This is a genomic window from Streptomyces fractus, from assembly GCF_049844455.1.
GTDB classification, from domain to species: domain Bacteria; phylum Actinomycetota; class Actinomycetes; order Streptomycetales; family Streptomycetaceae; genus Streptomyces; species Streptomyces fractus.
Genome location: NZ_JBMYHI010000001.1, coordinates 82,395 through 98,981 on the forward strand (window position 1 = coordinate 82,395; position 16,587 = coordinate 98,981).

At 65.8% G+C, this 16,587-nt stretch carries 12 protein-coding genes and 3 pseudogenes; 10 read left to right on the forward strand and 5 right to left on the reverse strand.

Features of this window, described 5'->3' with window-relative positions; genetic code table 11:
- Positions 1 to 386 precede the first annotated feature (386 nt).
- The 3 genes from ACP4E5_RS00400 (at position 387) to ACP4E5_RS00410 (ending at position 4,040) form a co-directional block, all read left to right on the forward strand.
- Entirely contained in the window at positions 387 to 902 is a 516-nt protein-coding gene (locus ACP4E5_RS00400) for a hypothetical protein (RefSeq protein ID WP_425824652.1), read from the forward strand.
- Positions 903 to 1,170: 268 nt separating this feature from the next.
- A complete protein-coding gene (locus ACP4E5_RS00405; RefSeq protein WP_425824653.1) occupies positions 1,171 to 3,510 on the forward strand; it encodes a hypothetical protein in 2,340 nt (779 codons plus the stop codon).
- Between the two features lie 239 nt (positions 3,511 to 3,749).
- Positions 3,750 to 4,040: a helix-turn-helix domain-containing protein gene (locus tag ACP4E5_RS00410; RefSeq protein WP_425824654.1), complete on the forward strand. Its 291-nt coding sequence runs from the start codon at positions 3,750 to 3,752 to the stop codon at positions 4,038 to 4,040.
- A gap of 149 nt (positions 4,041 to 4,189) precedes the next feature.
- Here ACP4E5_RS00410 and ACP4E5_RS00415 read toward each other — a convergent pair whose 3' ends face one another.
- Entirely contained in the window at positions 4,190 to 4,723 is a 534-nt protein-coding gene (locus ACP4E5_RS00415) for a hypothetical protein (RefSeq protein ID WP_425824655.1), read from the reverse strand.
- 312 nt (positions 4,724 to 5,035) lie between these two features.
- On the opposite strand from ACP4E5_RS00415, the gene ACP4E5_RS00420 reads away from it, so the two are divergent.
- From ACP4E5_RS00420 to ACP4E5_RS00435, 4 genes and pseudogenes are all read left to right on the forward strand, one after another.
- Complete coding sequence (locus tag ACP4E5_RS00420; protein WP_425824656.1) at positions 5,036 to 6,319, forward strand: DUF4158 domain-containing protein; 1,284 nt, start codon at positions 5,036 to 5,038, stop codon at positions 6,317 to 6,319.
- A 244-nt stretch (positions 6,320 to 6,563) separates the two neighbouring features.
- A pseudogene (locus ACP4E5_RS00425) lies at positions 6,564 to 6,908 on the forward strand (Tn3 family transposase); the annotation flags it as partial.
- Positions 6,832 to 7,104: pseudogene (locus tag ACP4E5_RS00430) on the forward strand (Tn3 family transposase); the annotation flags it as partial. The pseudogenes ACP4E5_RS00425 and ACP4E5_RS00430, both read left to right, overlap by 77 nt.
- 118 nt (positions 7,105 to 7,222) lie before the next feature.
- Positions 7,223 to 7,855: pseudogene (locus tag ACP4E5_RS00435) on the forward strand (Tn3 family transposase); the annotation flags it as partial.
- Positions 7,856 to 8,041: 186 nt separating this feature from the next.
- Here ACP4E5_RS00435 and ACP4E5_RS00440 read toward each other — a convergent pair.
- Complete coding sequence (locus ACP4E5_RS00440; protein ID WP_425824657.1) at positions 8,042 to 10,069, reverse strand: glycosyltransferase; 2,028 nt, start codon at positions 10,067 to 10,069, stop codon at positions 8,042 to 8,044.
- 505 nt (positions 10,070 to 10,574) lie between these two features.
- A complete protein-coding gene (locus tag ACP4E5_RS00445; RefSeq protein WP_425824658.1) occupies positions 10,575 to 11,369 on the reverse strand; it encodes a CatB-related O-acetyltransferase in 795 nt (264 codons plus the stop codon).
- A gap of 700 nt (positions 11,370 to 12,069) precedes the next feature.
- Here ACP4E5_RS00445 and ACP4E5_RS00450 point away from each other — a divergent pair.
- The 3 genes from ACP4E5_RS00450 (at position 12,070) to ACP4E5_RS00460 (ending at position 15,651) form a co-directional block, all read left to right on the forward strand.
- Positions 12,070 to 14,469: a phage baseplate protein gene (locus tag ACP4E5_RS00450; protein WP_425824659.1), complete on the forward strand. Its 2,400-nt coding sequence runs from the start codon at positions 12,070 to 12,072 to the stop codon at positions 14,467 to 14,469.
- A 120-nt stretch (positions 14,470 to 14,589) separates the two neighbouring features.
- Complete coding sequence (locus tag ACP4E5_RS00455) at positions 14,590 to 15,114, forward strand: recombinase family protein (RefSeq protein ID WP_425824660.1); 525 nt, start codon at positions 14,590 to 14,592, stop codon at positions 15,112 to 15,114.
- Positions 15,115 to 15,324: 210 nt separating this feature from the next.
- Positions 15,325 to 15,651, forward strand: coding sequence for a TfoX/Sxy family protein (locus ACP4E5_RS00460; RefSeq protein ID WP_425824661.1), 327 nt, complete (start codon positions 15,325 to 15,327; stop codon positions 15,649 to 15,651).
- Positions 15,652 to 15,667: 16 nt separating this feature from the next.
- Here ACP4E5_RS00460 and ACP4E5_RS00465 read toward each other — a convergent pair whose 3' ends face one another.
- Complete coding sequence (locus ACP4E5_RS00465) at positions 15,668 to 16,057, reverse strand: hypothetical protein (RefSeq protein ID WP_425824662.1); 390 nt, start codon at positions 16,055 to 16,057, stop codon at positions 15,668 to 15,670.
- Between the two features lie 103 nt (positions 16,058 to 16,160).
- Positions 16,161 to 16,532 (reverse strand): nuclear transport factor 2 family protein, encoded by a 372-nt coding sequence (locus tag ACP4E5_RS00470; protein WP_425824663.1) that lies wholly within the window; start codon positions 16,530 to 16,532, stop codon positions 16,161 to 16,163.
- Between the last annotated feature and the right edge of the window lie 55 nt (positions 16,533 to 16,587).

The window sequence follows — 16,587 nt, forward strand, 5'->3', positions numbered from 1 at the left end:
TCCCGCAGGTCGTCACCTCACGTGACGCCGGTGTGTTCCCTCGTCAACGAGCGCACATCTGCGTCCCTATGCGCCGTGTTGGACATCGCGTGTAGAGGCTGACGCACAGCCCCGGTCGGCTGGGGTGAGCGCTCCATTGACTTGCCATCAGATCTCCTCTGAGCTGCGGCTGCTATCGATATGCGTGCGCATGCGCCTATCGGTGTCAGTTACTTGCTATCGATCGACGCTCTTATCGTTCGATCGACCGTCGGACCGCAACTTCGATGCCTGGATGCGTACTTCGATCCCGCTACCGCTCCATCTATGTCCCTGTAAGGGACGTAACTTCGGTGCTTGATGTACGGTGATCCGGTCACAACCATTCATGATCAGCAGGAGCCTCCATGCCGTCGTCCAGGCGCACGCTCAGCGCCAGCTCTGTTGCCGCCGCAGCGGGCGTCAATCGCAAGTGGGTCTACCGTGCGGTCGAGGACGGCCTGCTACCCGAGGTCCACTTCGAGGCCGACATCATCGTCATCAAGCTCCACCGCCTTCTCAGCGGCGTGACCTGGCCCGACAAGCAGCGCCAGCGTTCCATGAAACAGAACGTCGATACGTGGCACCTGGCGGCTCTCACTGCTGCTCGCGACGCGGTAACCGACTCGCGCACGACTGCGGAAACCACCCTGTGGGTCATGCAGGACCAGGTCCTCGTGGCCAACTCGCGACAGGAGCGGGCGACTCTGGAGGCGACTGATTCCGACGGGCAGGAGCCTGCCCCGCTCGATGGGCGGATCGCCTACCGATTTCCCATCGGCCGGTGGATCGACGAGCTGCCTTCCGTGCTCGCCCAGACCCCGACTCGCGAGCCGCGCCGGAAGAAGACACCCACCGCACAGTCCACGGCAGCGTCGGACTAACCCGCGTGAACATCTACTCAGATTGTCGAGGAGGCGAGAGCTGGACCAGAACTAAGCGAAATCGTCAGACGGCCTAACTACCTTCCCGGGCAGCGCCGTCGGCGATTGACCATCTCCCGAACCTCCTCGACAGGGGCACATCATAGCTACCAGTCAGAGGGGCGGTTCAGTCGCGCCCATCGCCGAATCGGCGCCTGCTCGTTCCTCCCCCTTCCACGTACCCCAACCTGCACATACACCCAATGAATCCCTCGTTCTTCTGCCGCGCATGCGCACAGCGCTGGCGTCAGCCGTCACCTCGCTGCTGAACGACCCTCGCGCGGCCGGCTCGCCGCCCATCGTGCAACTGGCGCTCGTAGTGCTGCTCGCCAAGTCCCCCGGCCGGTCATCCGTTATCTCGATTCAGCGCCGGGACTTCGCCGGTTGGCTCGGCTGTTCGATCTCGTATCTCGCGCACACAGTGCTGCCCCAGTTGGTGGAGCGGGGCCTGGTGAAGCTCTCGCACGGTCGTAATGAAGGCGGCCAAGTCACCTGTCTGCGGCTCGAGTTGCTGCCGCTGCACGAGGCTCGTACGGCCGGCACGGGCAGCCCGATGAGCTTCCTGAACCAGAAGGACCTCGCGACGCTGTTGCGCGTCGCGGAAGCGGTGACGTGTCCAGGGTGGGCTGCGCCGAAGGACGATCCGGACCGGGGGGCAACTCCGCCGGGGTTCATGGCGTTCCGCACGCTGCGCAACGGAGGCAAGGGGTTCGCCGAGGACCGGCTGGCCGCGCTGCTGTTGGTGTTGGCCTCCCGTCAGGACGGGCGTGTGCGCATGCGCCCGGGGCGGGTCGCCGCGGGTTTCGGTCGTGCCGAAGCCACGCTCGCCCTGTTGACGGGGTGGGATCTGGAGGTGGCCCGAGATTCCGTGGACCGGTTGGTCGGGGCGCGGAAGCTGGTCCTGGACGGGCCGGAGGGCCGTGAGCGTGATCGCGTACGGATCCCCTCCGTTTCCGAGGCCTACACACGCCTGCGCTCGGTCCCGGTCGATCGCCCCGCGCCTCATGCCGCGGCGACGGCGACGGCCGAGGCTGCCGAAGGGGGCGAGCCGCGTGGTTGTGCGCGGTGCGGTGCGGACGACGAGGAGTTGGTGCTGGAGGGCGACGACTGGGCGCAGGAGAGCCTGGATGACGCCCTGGACGCGGCGGCCGCTAGTGCACCCAGGGATCAGCAGGCCTCGATGACCTCATCTGCCCTTCAGGCAGGCGGATGTGACGATGATTCAGGCAACGAGTCGAGTGCACACATCCACACATCCCACCCACGGTTGGTTGCGTCTGTTGGGAATTCTCTCGTTGAGCTTGATGGCTTTTCCGGCTCTGCCGTCTCTGGTCACCCAGCGCTGCCGAAACCCGCGCAGGCGCGCCAGGACCATCCCGACACTCAGCCGGATCACACCGGTGGCCTGGCTCGGGCATCTGGTGATGGCCCGCTTCGCGGGGAAAAGCCACGGCGAAACCTTCAGCGAAATGCGTTCGAGCGGGTGCTGCCCGCCAGCCAGCTGCCCGATGATCTCGCTGTCGCCCTGGAACCGGTGATCGAGGAGTGGCAGCAGCTGCCCAAGACATCCACGGCCCGCTTCGTCGCAGGACTGGTCCGCCGGGAGATCGACCGCCTGGTGCCACTCGTCGGGAAGCAGGACGCTCCGTTCCGCCTGGCCGTCCGGCTGCACCGGCGCCGCAAGGACATCGGCGGACCGATTCGCGATCTCGTCGCCTGGCTGACGCGTTCCGGCTTGCCCAGGCGGCCCGGTTGCAGTTCGGACATGTGCGATGACGGCTTCCGCCTCGACACCCGGAGTGACTGCGATGCCTGCACGGTCCGGGTTGAGAACCGAAAGAGTCGTCACCGGCAGCGGATGGCGCAAGCCAGCGGTGGCTGCTGGAGCGGCGCGAGCCCCAAGCTGCGTGCCGAGTACGAGGCGAAGGTCCGTGAAGCGTTCCTGGCCGAGGAGGCGAGCGCGGTGCGCGTCCGTAGGCAGCAGGAGGCCGAGGTGGCGGTACGCCGCGCGCAGGCAGACCGCAATCGCCACCAGCTCGCGAGGGAGCGGGCGGCGCAGCTGGCCCGTCCGTGTCGGTCCTGCGGGCTGAAGGACTCGGCGGGGGAGTGCCCCCGGTGCCGCGACAACCGGTTCGCGGCGGATGCCGTACGCGAGGCCGTGGACCTGGTGCTCGCCCTGCGCACCGACCTGGACGACCCGGACTCGGTTGCCGCCTTGTCGGCGCAGATCGAGACCGACACCTGGGCGACCGTGAAAAAGCACACGCCGAGCGAGGGGTTTCCGGACAGTGCCCTGGCGAGCTTCCGGATGCACATGGCCCGCCAGCTCCGTGATCAGCGCAAGGACCGTGCCCTGCAGCGTCTTTCCCAGCATCCGGAGGTGCAGGCCGAGGCCGATCGGATCTTTCGGATGGCCCGGTACGTGCGCGGCTCACGCGGGGACGCGCACGAGTACGCAGCCGAAGCGCGGGAACGCGCAACCGAGGCTCTGCTCGATGAACTGCTGCGTCACGTAGCGACGGTGCGTGCGCAGGTCTCGGCCCGACCGACCGCGAGGGTACCCGCGTGAGGGCGCGCACCCGGCGTCCGTCCGCTCCCGGCGCCCCCGCGGCGTACTGTTGGCCGGACTGCCCGAGCGGCTGCCGCTGGAACCGGCCTGGGATGCCCTACTGGCAAGTCCAGGCCGGCCTGAAGCCACCGCAGGCCGGATTTCGTGCGACACGCCGTCAACCCGCACACAGGCAGACAAGATCTCTACCGAACCCGGAACGGTTCAGTACAGTTCCGTGGCGTATGAGGAGGAGTTGAATGTCTGATCTGCTGAGCGCGGTCGATGCGCTGCTCGCTCGCCCGGACGACCTGGCCACTCCCGAGGTACGTGCCTCGCTGCGGAAGGCAGCCGGACTGACCCAGGAGGAGGTCGCCCACGTGTTCGGCGTGTCCCGGGTCTCCTTCAACCGCTGGGAGCTCGGCGAGGCCACGCCGCGCCGAGCCCGGCGGGAGGCGTACGCCCGCCTGCTGGGCGGCTGGGCGAGAAAGCACCCTGACGTTGCCCCTGAGTACACCGCGTCTGCAAGGGGCCTTGTGTCTGCCTCATAAAAAAGCGGAGCGTCCTCGTCGTCACAACCAGGGGAGATGTTCGCCCCTGCACAGCCGCAGACCCCCTGCGGCGAGTCCGCACGGCGGCACCAGCACACGACGCCGCCGCTCGGCACGTGCGGTGCGCTCGTTCTGACGGTTCCGTGAACTCAGTCCGCGGGCGCGGCCACTTTTTGCTCCACGAAGGTCCACTGCCCGCTGCTCGTGGTGGAGTACGGAGTGGCGGGAGGGATAGTCATCCACAGGCTCCCGTCGTCCGCGACGAGGAGCGTGCCCTGGGAGTGCAGGGAGTGGAGCGAGTCCCACACATCGTCGGGCGCGGAGCCCATTGATGCAGTGAGCTGGTCCGCGAGACCGGTGTCCTGCAGGATCACGTCGAGGTGGCTGGCGGCCGCCATGGGAACGTTCGGCCCGTAGATGTCTCGGTACCCAAGGAAGAGGCGCATCATGGTGGCCTCTCCGGAGTCGGCCCCGAAGGCCTCGTTGACTTTACGTATCACCTCCTCGTCCGTGCCGGTCTGCGTGCCCCAGTCCCGGTAATAGGCCCCAGGTGGGTTGAGACTGTAGAGGGTCCGACGTCGAGGCGTCTTGACGGGGCGGGGGCCGATGCGCTCGGTCGCGGCGGCGCGGCGGGCGGCTTCCCTGGCTCGGCGTGCCGCGGGGGCGTGTTTCTTGGGTGCCATGTTCAGCCCAACGGCTCGGCTGTCGGCGGGGTTCCGATCATGCCCGTGTCCCGTCCGAGCGGGGGTGCGTCCCGGAGATGACGAAGTCGGCCGTTGCCGCGATGGTGCCAGGGCAGCGGACGAATGCTGCGATCAGTGCCGTCCTTCGGGAAGACGGACAGCGACCGCCGGCGGATCCGGCCCCGAAGCCCTAGCTCAGACGCCAGGGGACAAGTAACCCGCCGGTAGGCTATGCGGGCCGTTTCCCGTGGTGGGGCGCCTCGTTGGACTGTCCGGGCGAATGCCCGGGAGGTCGATGGCAAAGGGGCGGGTGTGCGGCAGGAGTGGTCGCCAGAGGAGTTGCTGGCGAGCTGGACCCTGGTGGACGGCGACTGGAAACTCGTGGCCAACAAGACCGGGCCGACACGGCTCGGCTTCTGCCTGATGTTGAAGTTCTTCGAGATCGAGGCCCGGTTCCCGGAGTTCATCGAGGAGTTCCCCCAGGCCGCGGTGGAGTACGTCGCGGGCCTGGTGAAGGTGCCGGCGGCGGAGTTGGCGAAGTACGACCTGGCGGGCGCAAAGCGGCACCGTAAGCAGATCCGCGAGGCCCTGGGATTTCGGCCGCCGACAGGCGCCGACGAGGACTCGCTGACTGCGTGGCTGGCCGCGGAGGTGTGCCCGATCGAGCTGGTGGAGGACCGGCAGCGCGAGGCCCTGCTGGTGGAGTGCCGTACGTGGAAGATCGAGCCGCCTGGCCCGACCCGTCTTGAGAAGGTCCTGGTCGCGGCGCGCGGCAGGTGGGAGCGGGCGTTCTGCGCCCGGACCATCGACCGCCTGGGCACGGTCGGGCGGGAGCGGCTGCGGGCGCTGGTCGCGGCGGGGAACGACGAGGGCACCGCGCTGCTGTCCGCGCTGAAGCGCGACCCGGGGGCTGTCGGTCTGGACGCTCTGCTGATGGAGATCCTCAAGCTCACGTCGGTGCGGGAACTCGGCCTCCCCAAGGGGTTGTTCGCGGACTGCTCGGAGAAGCTGGTGGCCGCGTGGCGGGCGAGGGCGATCAAGATGTACCCCTCGGACTTCCGCGACACGGCGGAGGAGGTACGGATCACGCTGCTCGCGGCGCTGTGCTCATCCCGTCAGGCGGAGATCACCGATGCCCTGGTCGACCTCCTGATCGCCCTGGTCCACAAGATCAACGCCCGTGCGGAACGGCGGGTGGAGAAGCAACTGACGGCCGAATTGAAGAAGGTCCGGGGCAAGGAGGGGATCCTCTTCAAACTGGCGGAAGCTGCGGTCGGCAAGCCGGACGAGGTCGTACGGCGGGCGCTGTATCCGGTGGTCGGGGAGAAGACTCTCAAGGACCTGGTGGCCGAGGCGAAGGCGAACGAGAAGGTCTTCAAGGCGAAGGTCCGCACCACGCTGCGCTCCTCGTACAGCTCGTACTACCGGCAGATTGCTGCCGCCGCTGCTGAACACGCTGGGCTTCAAGTGCAACAACACCGCCTACCGGCCGGTGATGGACGCGATGAAGCTGCTGAAGAAGTACGCCGGCTTCGACGGCAAGACCCGCTTCTACGCGGCGGGGGACGAACCGCCGATGGACGGCGTGGTGCGTAAGGACTGGCGTGAGGCGGTCGTCGACGACAAGGGCAGGGTCGAGCGCATCCCGTACGAGCTGTGCGTTCTGGTCGCGCTGCGGGACGCGGTGCGGCGCCGGGAGATCTATGTCGAGGGTGCGGCCCGTTGGAAGAACCCGGAGGACGACCTGCCCGGTGACTTCGAGGCCACCCGCACCGTGCACTACGCCGCGATCCGCCAGCCGCTGAACCCAAGGGCGTTCATCGCCGACCTGAAGAAGCGCATGAACGCGGGCCTGGACCGGCTGTCCGCAGCGCTCGTGGACGGCTCGGCGGGCGGGGTGAAGGTCACGACGCGCAAGGGCGAGCCGTGGATCACCGTGCCAAAGCTGGAGCCACTGGCCGAACCGACCAGCCTGCAGACGCTCAAGGACGAGGTCGTACGGCGCTGGGGCGTGCTCGACCTCCTGGACGTGCTGAAGAACACCGACTTCCTCACCAGCTTCACCGACGAGTTCTCCTCGGTCGCCGCGTACGAGCGCATCGACCGCGATGTCCTCCAGCGTCGTCTCCTGCTCGCCCTCTTCGCGCTGGGGACGAACATGGGGATCCGCGCGATCGTGGCGACCGGCGAGCACGGCGAGAGCGAGGCCGCGCTGCGGCACGTGCGCCGGCACTTCGTCACCCGTCGACAACCTCCGCGCCGCCGTCACCCGGCTGGTGAACGGCACCTTCGCCGCCCGCGACGCCGACTGGTGGGGCCGCGGCACCTCGTGCGCATCAGACTCGAAGAAGTTCGGCTCGTGGTCCTCGAACTTCATGACCGAGTACCACGCCCGCTACGGCGGCAACGGCGTGATGATCTACTGGCACGTGGAGAGGAAGAACGTTCTGCATCTACTCCCAGCTCAAGAGCTGTTCGTCGTCCGAGGTCGCGGCGATAATCGAGGGCCTTTTGCGGCACTGCACGGACGCCGAGATCGAGTCCCAGTACGTCGACACCCATGGCGCCTCGGTGGTCGGGTTCGCGTTCACCGAGCTGCTCAACTTCCAGCTGCTGCCCCGCTTGAAGAACATCGGCAGCATCCGCCTGTACCGCCCCGCCGACTCCCCGCCGGGCTGGACGGCGCTCGGCGCTTCGCTGACGCGGCCGATCCGCTGGGAGCTGATCGAGCAGCAGTACGACCAGATGGTCAAGTACGCCACCGCGCTGCGTCTCGGGACAGCGGAGGCGGAGCAGGTACTGCGGCGCTTCACCCGCGGCGGCCCCAAACACCCCACCTACCAGGCGCTCGAAGAACTCGGCCGCGCCGTGCGCACCATCTTCGCCTGCGACTACCTCGCCAGCCCCGGCCTTCGCCGCGAGATCCACGGCGGACTGCAGGTCGTAGAAAACTGGAACTCGGCGAACACCGTCCTGCACTACGGCAAGGACGGCGCGCTGAGTGGCCCGGACAAGGAACACGCCGAGACCAGCATGCTCGCGCTGCATCTGCTGCAGTCCGCGCTCGTGCACGTCAACACCCTGCTGGTGCAGCAGATCCTGGCCGAGCCCGCCTGGGCATCGAGACTGAGCGACGAGGACCGGCGCGGCCTGACCGCCCTGTTCTGGTCCAACGTCAACCCGCACGGCACCTTGCCTCGACATGAACAAGCGCCTCGGCCTGGGGCACACAGCGCCCCGCTCCCGCACCCCGGCAGACACCACCCGATCGCGGAGCGGGGCACAGTGAACGCGGAGCGGTCGGCCGAGAGCTGTCGATCAGGTCGCACGGGAATCGAGGTCGACTGTGTTGAGGGTGAGCTTGCCTCCGGCAGTGAAGTAGGAGCGGCATCGCACCCGTCCATGGGGCGTGTCCTCGAAGAACGACACCGGGTAATTGTGCACCGCCCCGATGTTGAGCGCCTGCGTGTCCATCTTGCCGATACGCACCGGGCGCTGCTCGTCGTCGCGCGTCAGGAACAGGTCCCAGATATCGGCCGCCGCGCTGCTGCGCCGCTGGGTGAGTGTTTCGAAGGGAACGTCGAACCGTACCTGGCCGTCGTCTTGAGTCTTGGCCTCCACCTCGAAGTCGAGTTGGGACTCCTCGCGGTTGCGTGAGCGCGCCCACACGCTCCGCACGCTGGATAGATCCATGCCGAACAGCTCAACGCGGAACGTCATGTGCGTGCCGTCTGCGACGCGAGACCGTACTTCGGCATGGTGCGCGAGCTGCACGTTCCTGACCATGAGGCCTCGCCCCTCCGCGGCAAGGTAGGGGAACCGCAGCAAAGCTGCGACCTTCCCTCCAGGAATCAGGAATGCCTCGTGAGGGCCGGGGACCCGCTGGTCGATCTCCCTGCCCACCAGCGGCCGTCCCAGATCACCGTCCATGCCGCCCCCCTGCGCCAGGAAAACCGACCAGTCTCCCGCGGGGAAAGACTCGGACGGTGCGATATGGGCCGTCGGGCCAGCGGATTCGTCGACCGGGAAGGCGCGGCGCGTGCCGTCCTCCTTGGCCAGGACAAGACTCCGCCGGCCCGGCCTGGTCGATGGCGGCAGGAGAAACTGCAGCGTCCCGTCCTCCATGACACGGCAATCCGCTTCCACAACGCCGACGTCCGCCTCACCTCCGCCAACGCGATGCGACATCAGCGACCCGAACAGCTCCATGTACCGGGACGCCGCCCGCTGAGCACTGAAATCGAGCGAGCGCGAAACGGCCGCCGCACCCATGTGCGCGCGGCGCACAGGATCAGCCATCAGCTCACGCAGCGCGCCCGCGAGCGCAGCTACTTCGTCCTCATCATCATCATCGATGATGATGCCGTCCAGTCTTTGACGAATGATCTCCTTTGGACCGTATGGGGCGTGTGCGCTGACCACCGGAACGCCGGCCCGCATGGCCTCAATGATCATGATGCCGAACGCCTCGTCGCGGCACGAAGAGAACGCGATGGACGCCTTCACCCATTCACTCGCCATGGAATTGCTCGGCCCCATGAGCAGAACATTCTCGCTGAGCGACTGCCTATCGATGTACTCCTTGAGTTTCTGACGCTCCGGGCCTCGACCGTACAGGCGAAAGGTCCAGTCGGGAAACTCGGGCAAAATCCTCTCGAACGCTTTCACTGCGAGGTCGAAGCGTTTGATTTCCACCAGCCGTCCGGCCGCCATGACAATTTTCCTGTCCTGGCGAGACGGCGAGATCGACACAGGCGGGATACCGTTCGGAATGCAGGTGATCACGGTACTGCCGAGTTTCAGCTTGGCACGTGTGCTGCGCGCATCCTCCTCCGAGACAGTCACCAGGGCGTCAAGCCGCGCATAGTGGCGGATGAGATCCTCGCGAACCTCACCCTCATGCGCCGCGAACACCGTGTGCTCCTGGCCGATCTTGAGGTAGTCATCCCTGCCGTACTCGGCAAGATAAGCACTGAAAGCATGATGGGTCGCGATGACGACGTCGGCATCCGTCCCCTGCAAAAACCCCTTGCATGCAGCATCCGTGTACCGGTTGGGACGCGCCCCACTCCGTTCATTCCAGTCCTCCTTCCAATGCCCTACTACATCGGACGGCTGACGATAAAACTCATCTCGCTCCCACTCGGCCTCCCGCGGCCCCCGAATATCCACAAGATAGGTCCGTCGCACCCGGGGGTCACAGGGAAAAAACGGGCTGTCCGAAACGCGTCGAAGAGAAACGATCTCAACATCATGTCGGTCGATGAAAGCCGACGCCAGTGTATTGATCGCGCTCGCTGCACCGCCCAATACATCCGCATTCCCTGCCAGGAAAACAATCTTCATGAAACTGTCGCGCGCCTTTCAATTCAATAATGAGCCTTTTCAGCTGGTGGCGTGATCGGGTGAATCCGGCGCCTCGAGTCTGGGGGTGCGAGAGGACGCGCGAGGCTCCCTCGCTGTTGAGAACGATGTCCTACGCCGGAACTCAGCCAGGAGGAAGCCTCGTTGGCCGCTTGTCCTGCCGCACGCGCCGTGGTCGAGGCGGTCACGACGCGCGGAGTGCGAGAAGCTCGGCGACGGCACGGGCGACTACCCGGGCTGATCGAGGCCCCGATCAAGACACGGCCGAAGAGCGAACTGACCGAGAAGCACAAGCGGCTCAACAAGGTGCACGCCCGGCTGAGGGTCCCGTGGAGCGGGCGTTCGCCCGATTGGAAGACTACCGGGCCTTCCGTCACGCCCACTACAGTTCGAACTGGCTTACGAAATCGTCGCCGCCATCCTCACCTTCACGTGGCGAACTGAAAAGGCTCAACCTTCCCTCCTCTCGATTAGGCGACAGGGAAATTCAGTCGGGACACTCTTTGGTATCAAGCCACTGTCGAATCCGCTTGGTAGTTAGTATTTCCGTTTCCATGGGGGAAATTTCTCCTGCAAGTACGCGTTCTTCCAGGGAGTCGCAGAAGCGTTCCACGGAGGGGATGTCCAGGTCTGAAATACTTTGAGGGGAGTACTGCCACCAGCGGAGCCGGAGCAGGCGGTCAATGGTTTTGTCGTCGAATCGCATTTTGATCGGCTTTGCCGGGTTCCCGCCAACAACCTGATACGGGAGAACGTTCTTGACAACGAGAGAGTTCGCAGCGATCACGGCCCCGTCTCCGACGGTAATCCCTCGCCCCAACGTGACATTCTGACCAATCCACACGTCATTGCCGACAGAGATGTAGAGACGGTTCGACGGCTGAGCGAAGTGATGAAATTCGTTTTTCAGTCCAGTATCTTCTGCCAGTGTCGCCATTACGTCAGACTGGGAGTTGAAAAACGTCGGAGATGCGCTCGTCCACTCCAGCGGGTGATGGGCACCCAAAAACTGCAAGCGAGGAGCTATCGATGAATAACGTCCCACAGTCATGAGTCGGTCAAGAACTGATCTGGTGTACGAAAACGAGCCAATCGAACCCAAGCGTTGGCCACTACGGTCGTAAAATGCACTGTACGATTCCACGGCAAGATCATCTGGAATTTCAATGAGAAGTTCATTTTTGTAAAAAGGGTCTTTGGTGACAGCACCGACAGTGTGTCCACTTAGAAAGATTCGGGATTGCTGCAGGAGTCCCTTGATCTTACCGAATTCGACTTTCACGAGATGCCAATCATGTTCAGATGGTGCACTGACGGTTGGGTCTGACGTCACTTTGCGGTTTCTGATATTTCGCGACAGTTGGCGTCGGACGGTCTGCCCGCGTCAGATCAACCATCGGGTGTCGCGACTCTCTATGTCCCATTTCCGTCCATGATATGACGAAGTGCCCGAGGCGTATGCCTGTAAGGTGCCGAGTTCTTCCTCAGGGGTGCCGTCTGACCTGGCCTTTTCGCCGGTTGTCGGGAGTGCAACGGGGCTTTGATCGTGTGGGGACGGCCTCACGGAGACCGCCCCCACACGTGCGACAACGCCGAGTCTGCCGACGCACCGTGGGACTTCGAACTGGACGATCTCTTTGTGACTACGTATCTGGCATTTTTTCGGCCGAGTTGAACTCCGCTGCCGGGGATGCGGAAACGTGCGATGGCTGCTCACCCCGGTGGCGCCCTGTGCAGGCTCGCGATCGGCTTGACAGCTCGCTTCGGAATACTGGATCAACATGGCCGCCGCGATGACGTCCCGCCGGCCACACGCCGGTCACGGATTTGACCTCGCCCGGACCGGATCACGAGAACGTCCGCGCCCTGGTGGTGCGTCGCCGGTCAACTCCCAGCCGATCTACCGAAGTTGCCCGGAAATGTTTGTCAACTCTCGTATGGTTGGAAATTGCCAGGAGCACCCGGCACAAGGGGGATTCACCATGGTTTCCACCGGTTCGTTCCCAAGCGGCAAAATGTCCGGCCCTCAGCAGGACGCGCTGCACTTGTACCAGGCGGACGCTGCCTCCTGGGCGGATGTGTCGGCGGACGCGGAGGTGTTGTTCCGTAACGTGACCACAGGCGGCGACGGCGGCATGCAGTCCTTCGCCGTCGATTCCGTCAACCAGAATGTGTACATAGCCGAGCCCATCGCAGAGGGTGTTCAACTTGATGACGAGGACACCCCGGTCTCGCACACCGACCGCATCGCGGCCGGTGACCTGTGTTTCAGCCGTATGACGATGAGCGGCGTCTACCTTGACCGCATGTACGTGCGGGGTGTCGGCAACGCTCTCGCGATCGCAGTGGACCCGCTGTCCGACGGCACCGTGAACGTGTGGACGGGTACCGATGCGTCAGACGATTCTGGGGGTCCGGGCTACTCGACGACGATCGGCTACTTTCCCTGGAGCCCTTCGGACACCACCGCTCTGGACAGCGGCGATATCACTCGCTTCATGCCGGACGGGGAACCCTCGGTATGGGCGGCCACGGCCATCGACCCGACCACCCGTCGTCTGCTGTACTCCCACACCAACACCGCGATGGACATCTTCGACCACACCCTCTACGACCTCGAAGAGGCCTACCAGGGCGTATTCGAGCCGATCGCGACGCTGGCCATGGACCGTGGCAGCGACCTGCTCGTGCAGGGCATTGCCGCGGTCGGGAACTACCTCTATATGTGGACCGGATATCAGCTGGACGTCGAGCCCAGGGTCTCCACGATCATGTTCCGCTACGACTTCACCACCGGCCGACTGGTGGAGTCCGTCCTCGTCGACGACCTGCTGGACGACGAAAACTACCCGGACACACACCGTGAGCCCGAGGGCCTGGCGGTATGGCTGACCGACGCGGACAGTCTTGCATCCTGGGTACTGGGCGCGGGCTTTAACTCCGTCCCACCAGAGGGTGGCTGGCACCCGACGGTCATCAGGTGGCCGGGCAACACCACCCCCGCCAATAGCGACCCCAACCGTCAGGTCTTGCCGCCCGCTACGTCCCGCATCGACGTCGCGGCTGAGCCGGACACGCTGCTGTTCAACGCGCTGCTGCACGACGTGACAGGAATGCAGTCCTTCGCATTCGACGACGTCAACGGCCACATCTACGCAATGCAGATCACGGAGAACAACGTCCAGCTCTATGACGAGGCCGCCCCCGTCTCCTACGCCGACCGCAAGGCGCACGGTGACATGACGATCTCCCGCCTGGACACCGACGGCAACTTGCAGGATCGCATGTACGCCCGTGGCATCGGCTACAGCATGCAGTTCGCTGTGGATGCCCGCCCCGACGGCACGGTGAAACTGTGGACCGGCTTCTACGCCTCCTCAGGCGGGACCAGTGGCTACAGCCAGAGGGTCGGCTACTTCGACTACGAGCCCTACGACGACGTCGAAAAGCGCGGGATCCTCGACAGTGTGAACGTCGATGCACAGTTCAACCCGACGGCCGGATACGACCGGTGGGTGGCCTGCAACATCGACCCGGTCGGCCGGCGCCTGATCTACGGCTTTAACCCCAGCGGAACGACCGTGCGTGAGCACATCGTGTACGACCTCGACGAGGCCTACCAGGGCATTTTCCGGCCGCTGGCGCGCGTCCCGGTCGACGAGAACGACCCCGAGGACGCGGGCCCCACGCAGGGCTTCGTGTCGTACGGGAACTACCTGTACGTGTGGGCCGGTGACAGTCTGGCCTCCTCTCCCGAGGGCTACAGCGTCATCCGCATCTATGACCTGACCACCGGGGAGCGCATCTCCTCCACCTCGGTTACGGCCCTGATGGGCGAGGTGGAGGCCCGCGAGCCCGACGGCCTGGCAATCCGGACCCCGGACCCCACCAACCTGGACAATGTCCACCTGGTCGCGGGATTTGCCTGCAGCGACAGCGACCCGCACACGGTGGCACTGATCGAATGGAAGCTCGGCCCGCAGGACTCACCCGCACCTGCTGGCGAGTGGGCGTCCCTCGCCCTCGGCGAAGGCGTCACCGGCAACGGTTTCGTGCGCCTGAACGGTGACAAGGTCGAAACGTTCGGACGGCTGTCCAAGGACAGCGGGTTCACTGCCGGCGACGTCATCGCTACCCTGCCCGAGGAGTTCCGGCCCACCTCCACGCAGGACGGCATCTACGCCGCCTCGAACAGTGGTGTGGAGACTTTGGGCTTGGTGCGCTGCGACATCTACACCGACGGAACGATCACGGTGATCAGCCAGCCCGGCCAGATCGACGTGGCCGGCACCCCGACCGCAACGGGTACCGGGGGCACCTACGCCTGGATCTCCGTGTCCGGCTCGTTCTACAAGACCTCCCCGACGGCCACATCGCAGTAGCCGGTGAACTGTCCCCGGGAGCTGCCGGCTCGCCCGGGGAAGGTACGCCGTCTTCGCCCCGCCGATCGTCGGCGGGGCAAAGTGCTGCCAAGCGCTGCTACGAACTCGTGACTCGACACCGTGAGCGGCACGAAGGCGTCGCGGCCGAAGCTTGATCTCGTCCTCAAGGTGTTGCGCGAGGGCGACACCTTGAAGGTCTCCCGGCTCTCCCGCTCCGTGCTGCGCCTGGTGGCCCTCGGCGCCGAGCTGTGTGAGCGCGAGATCGGCCTGCACGTCATCGAACGGGGTATCGATACCTCCACCATGGAGGGCCGGGCCATGTTCGGGATGCTGTCCGGACTCGCCGAGCTCCAGCGCGAGCTGATCGTGGCCAACACCCGCGACAGCCTCGCCGCCGCACGTGCCTGCGGCCGGGTCGGCGGACGCCGACCGAAGCTCAGCGGGACCAGGCTGCGCTCGCCCAACGCCTCTACGACGAGCGCGAGAAGACCGTTCAGGAGATCGCTGACATGCTCGGCGTCCGCCGCTCGACGGTGCACGGGCACCTCGACAAGACCAAGACCGTGCCCCGCCAGCCGAAGAAGACCACGGCCGTACACCCCTGACCGTCACCGCGAGCTACTTTGCCCCTCGGGACAGAGATAGGAGTCCGGGGCCATCACCGCCAGCAGCCCCGGCCAGGGCCTGCACCCCCTCCGCGATCCGGACGCGCCCGACCTGGACGAGGGTGACGGCGCCGGCGAGGAATGAGGACCGGGCTTGGGGAGAACTGCACTACGAGCACGCGTGGAAGATCCGGGTCGGCTCCTGACGACCCGGCAGGCGGGCCGACCAGCCGCGTCGTACCGTGGTCGCATGGCCTATGACGAGGACCTTGCCGCACGCGCGCGCGATGCCGTCGCGGAGCTCTCCACCTTCACCGAGCAGAGGATGTTCGGAGGCCTGGCGTTCATGGTCAACACGCACATGGCCATCGGGATCGAGAACGACCAGCTCCTTGTGCATGTCGGCAAGGAGGGGCGCGAGGCCGCGCTGGCGGACGGCGCGCGCGAGACGCACGTGCGGCGCGGCATGGTGGCGGCGCCGCCGGAAACCGTCACGAACGACGAGGCGCTGCACGCGTGGGTGCGGCGTGGCGTCGAGCTCGCGCTCGCGGCCCCGCCCAAGGCCGCGAAGCGCTAACAAGTGGCGCGGCGGCTCATCGGTCGCGGTCGCCCCGGAGCGCGACGGCCCCGGCGGCGGCAGCGGACAGGGACACTCCCACGCCCAGTGCGGCGGAGGTCGCGCTGATGTCCTTCCTTTGGCCTGCGGCCAGGAAGGCGAGGCCGTCGACCGTGTCGATGAGTACGTTGATCTTGACGAAGGTCCTGGGCGCGCTGAACTTTTCGAGGTTCAGCAGCCCTGCGGCCATGAACGCGGTGCGGATGCCGAACATGCGGCCGTACGCGATCGCCGGGGTGCCGTCGGCCTTCATGCCGAAGGCGCGCGTGATCAGCCGGGGTGTCAGCAGGTGGCTCGCGGCGACGAAGATGCGACCGCCGGCCAGCACGCGCAGCGGAAGTGAGTCGGTGAGCTTCGAGGTTTCCATGGGGTGTTCCTTGGTTCGTAGGTGTTGTGGCGCCACCGCCCTGGGGGCCGGGGCGGTGGGATGGGGTGCGGCTGAGGGCGTTGCGGGTTCGTCGGCGATGCGCCTACGTGGCTGCGGGCCGCGGTGGCTCGAAGGGCAGCCGGTCGAAGATGTAGCGGTTGGCGACGATCTTTCCGTTCGCGACGGTGACACACTCGGCGGCGGGCGCGCTTTCCACCGGCACGGTGCGGGTGTCGTAGACGATGACCGCCGTCTCGTCGTCGCCGAACGCGGCAATCAATTCGGCCGAGGTGAGAATCTGCGCGTACGCCGCCATGAACGTGCGGTACGCCTCCACGCCTTCGATCCGTCCGCCGGGTGCGTCGCAGACGATGTCATCGGCGACGTAGGTCATCGCACGGTCGACGTGGCGCGTTGTCCACGCCTCGTAGTAGGCCAGTGCGGTACGCAGCGCGGGGCTTTGGTTCTCGCTCAAGGGGGCTTCCTTTCCGGACGCTGTCCAGCCGTCGCCGGCTTGCGCCGGGCTCAGG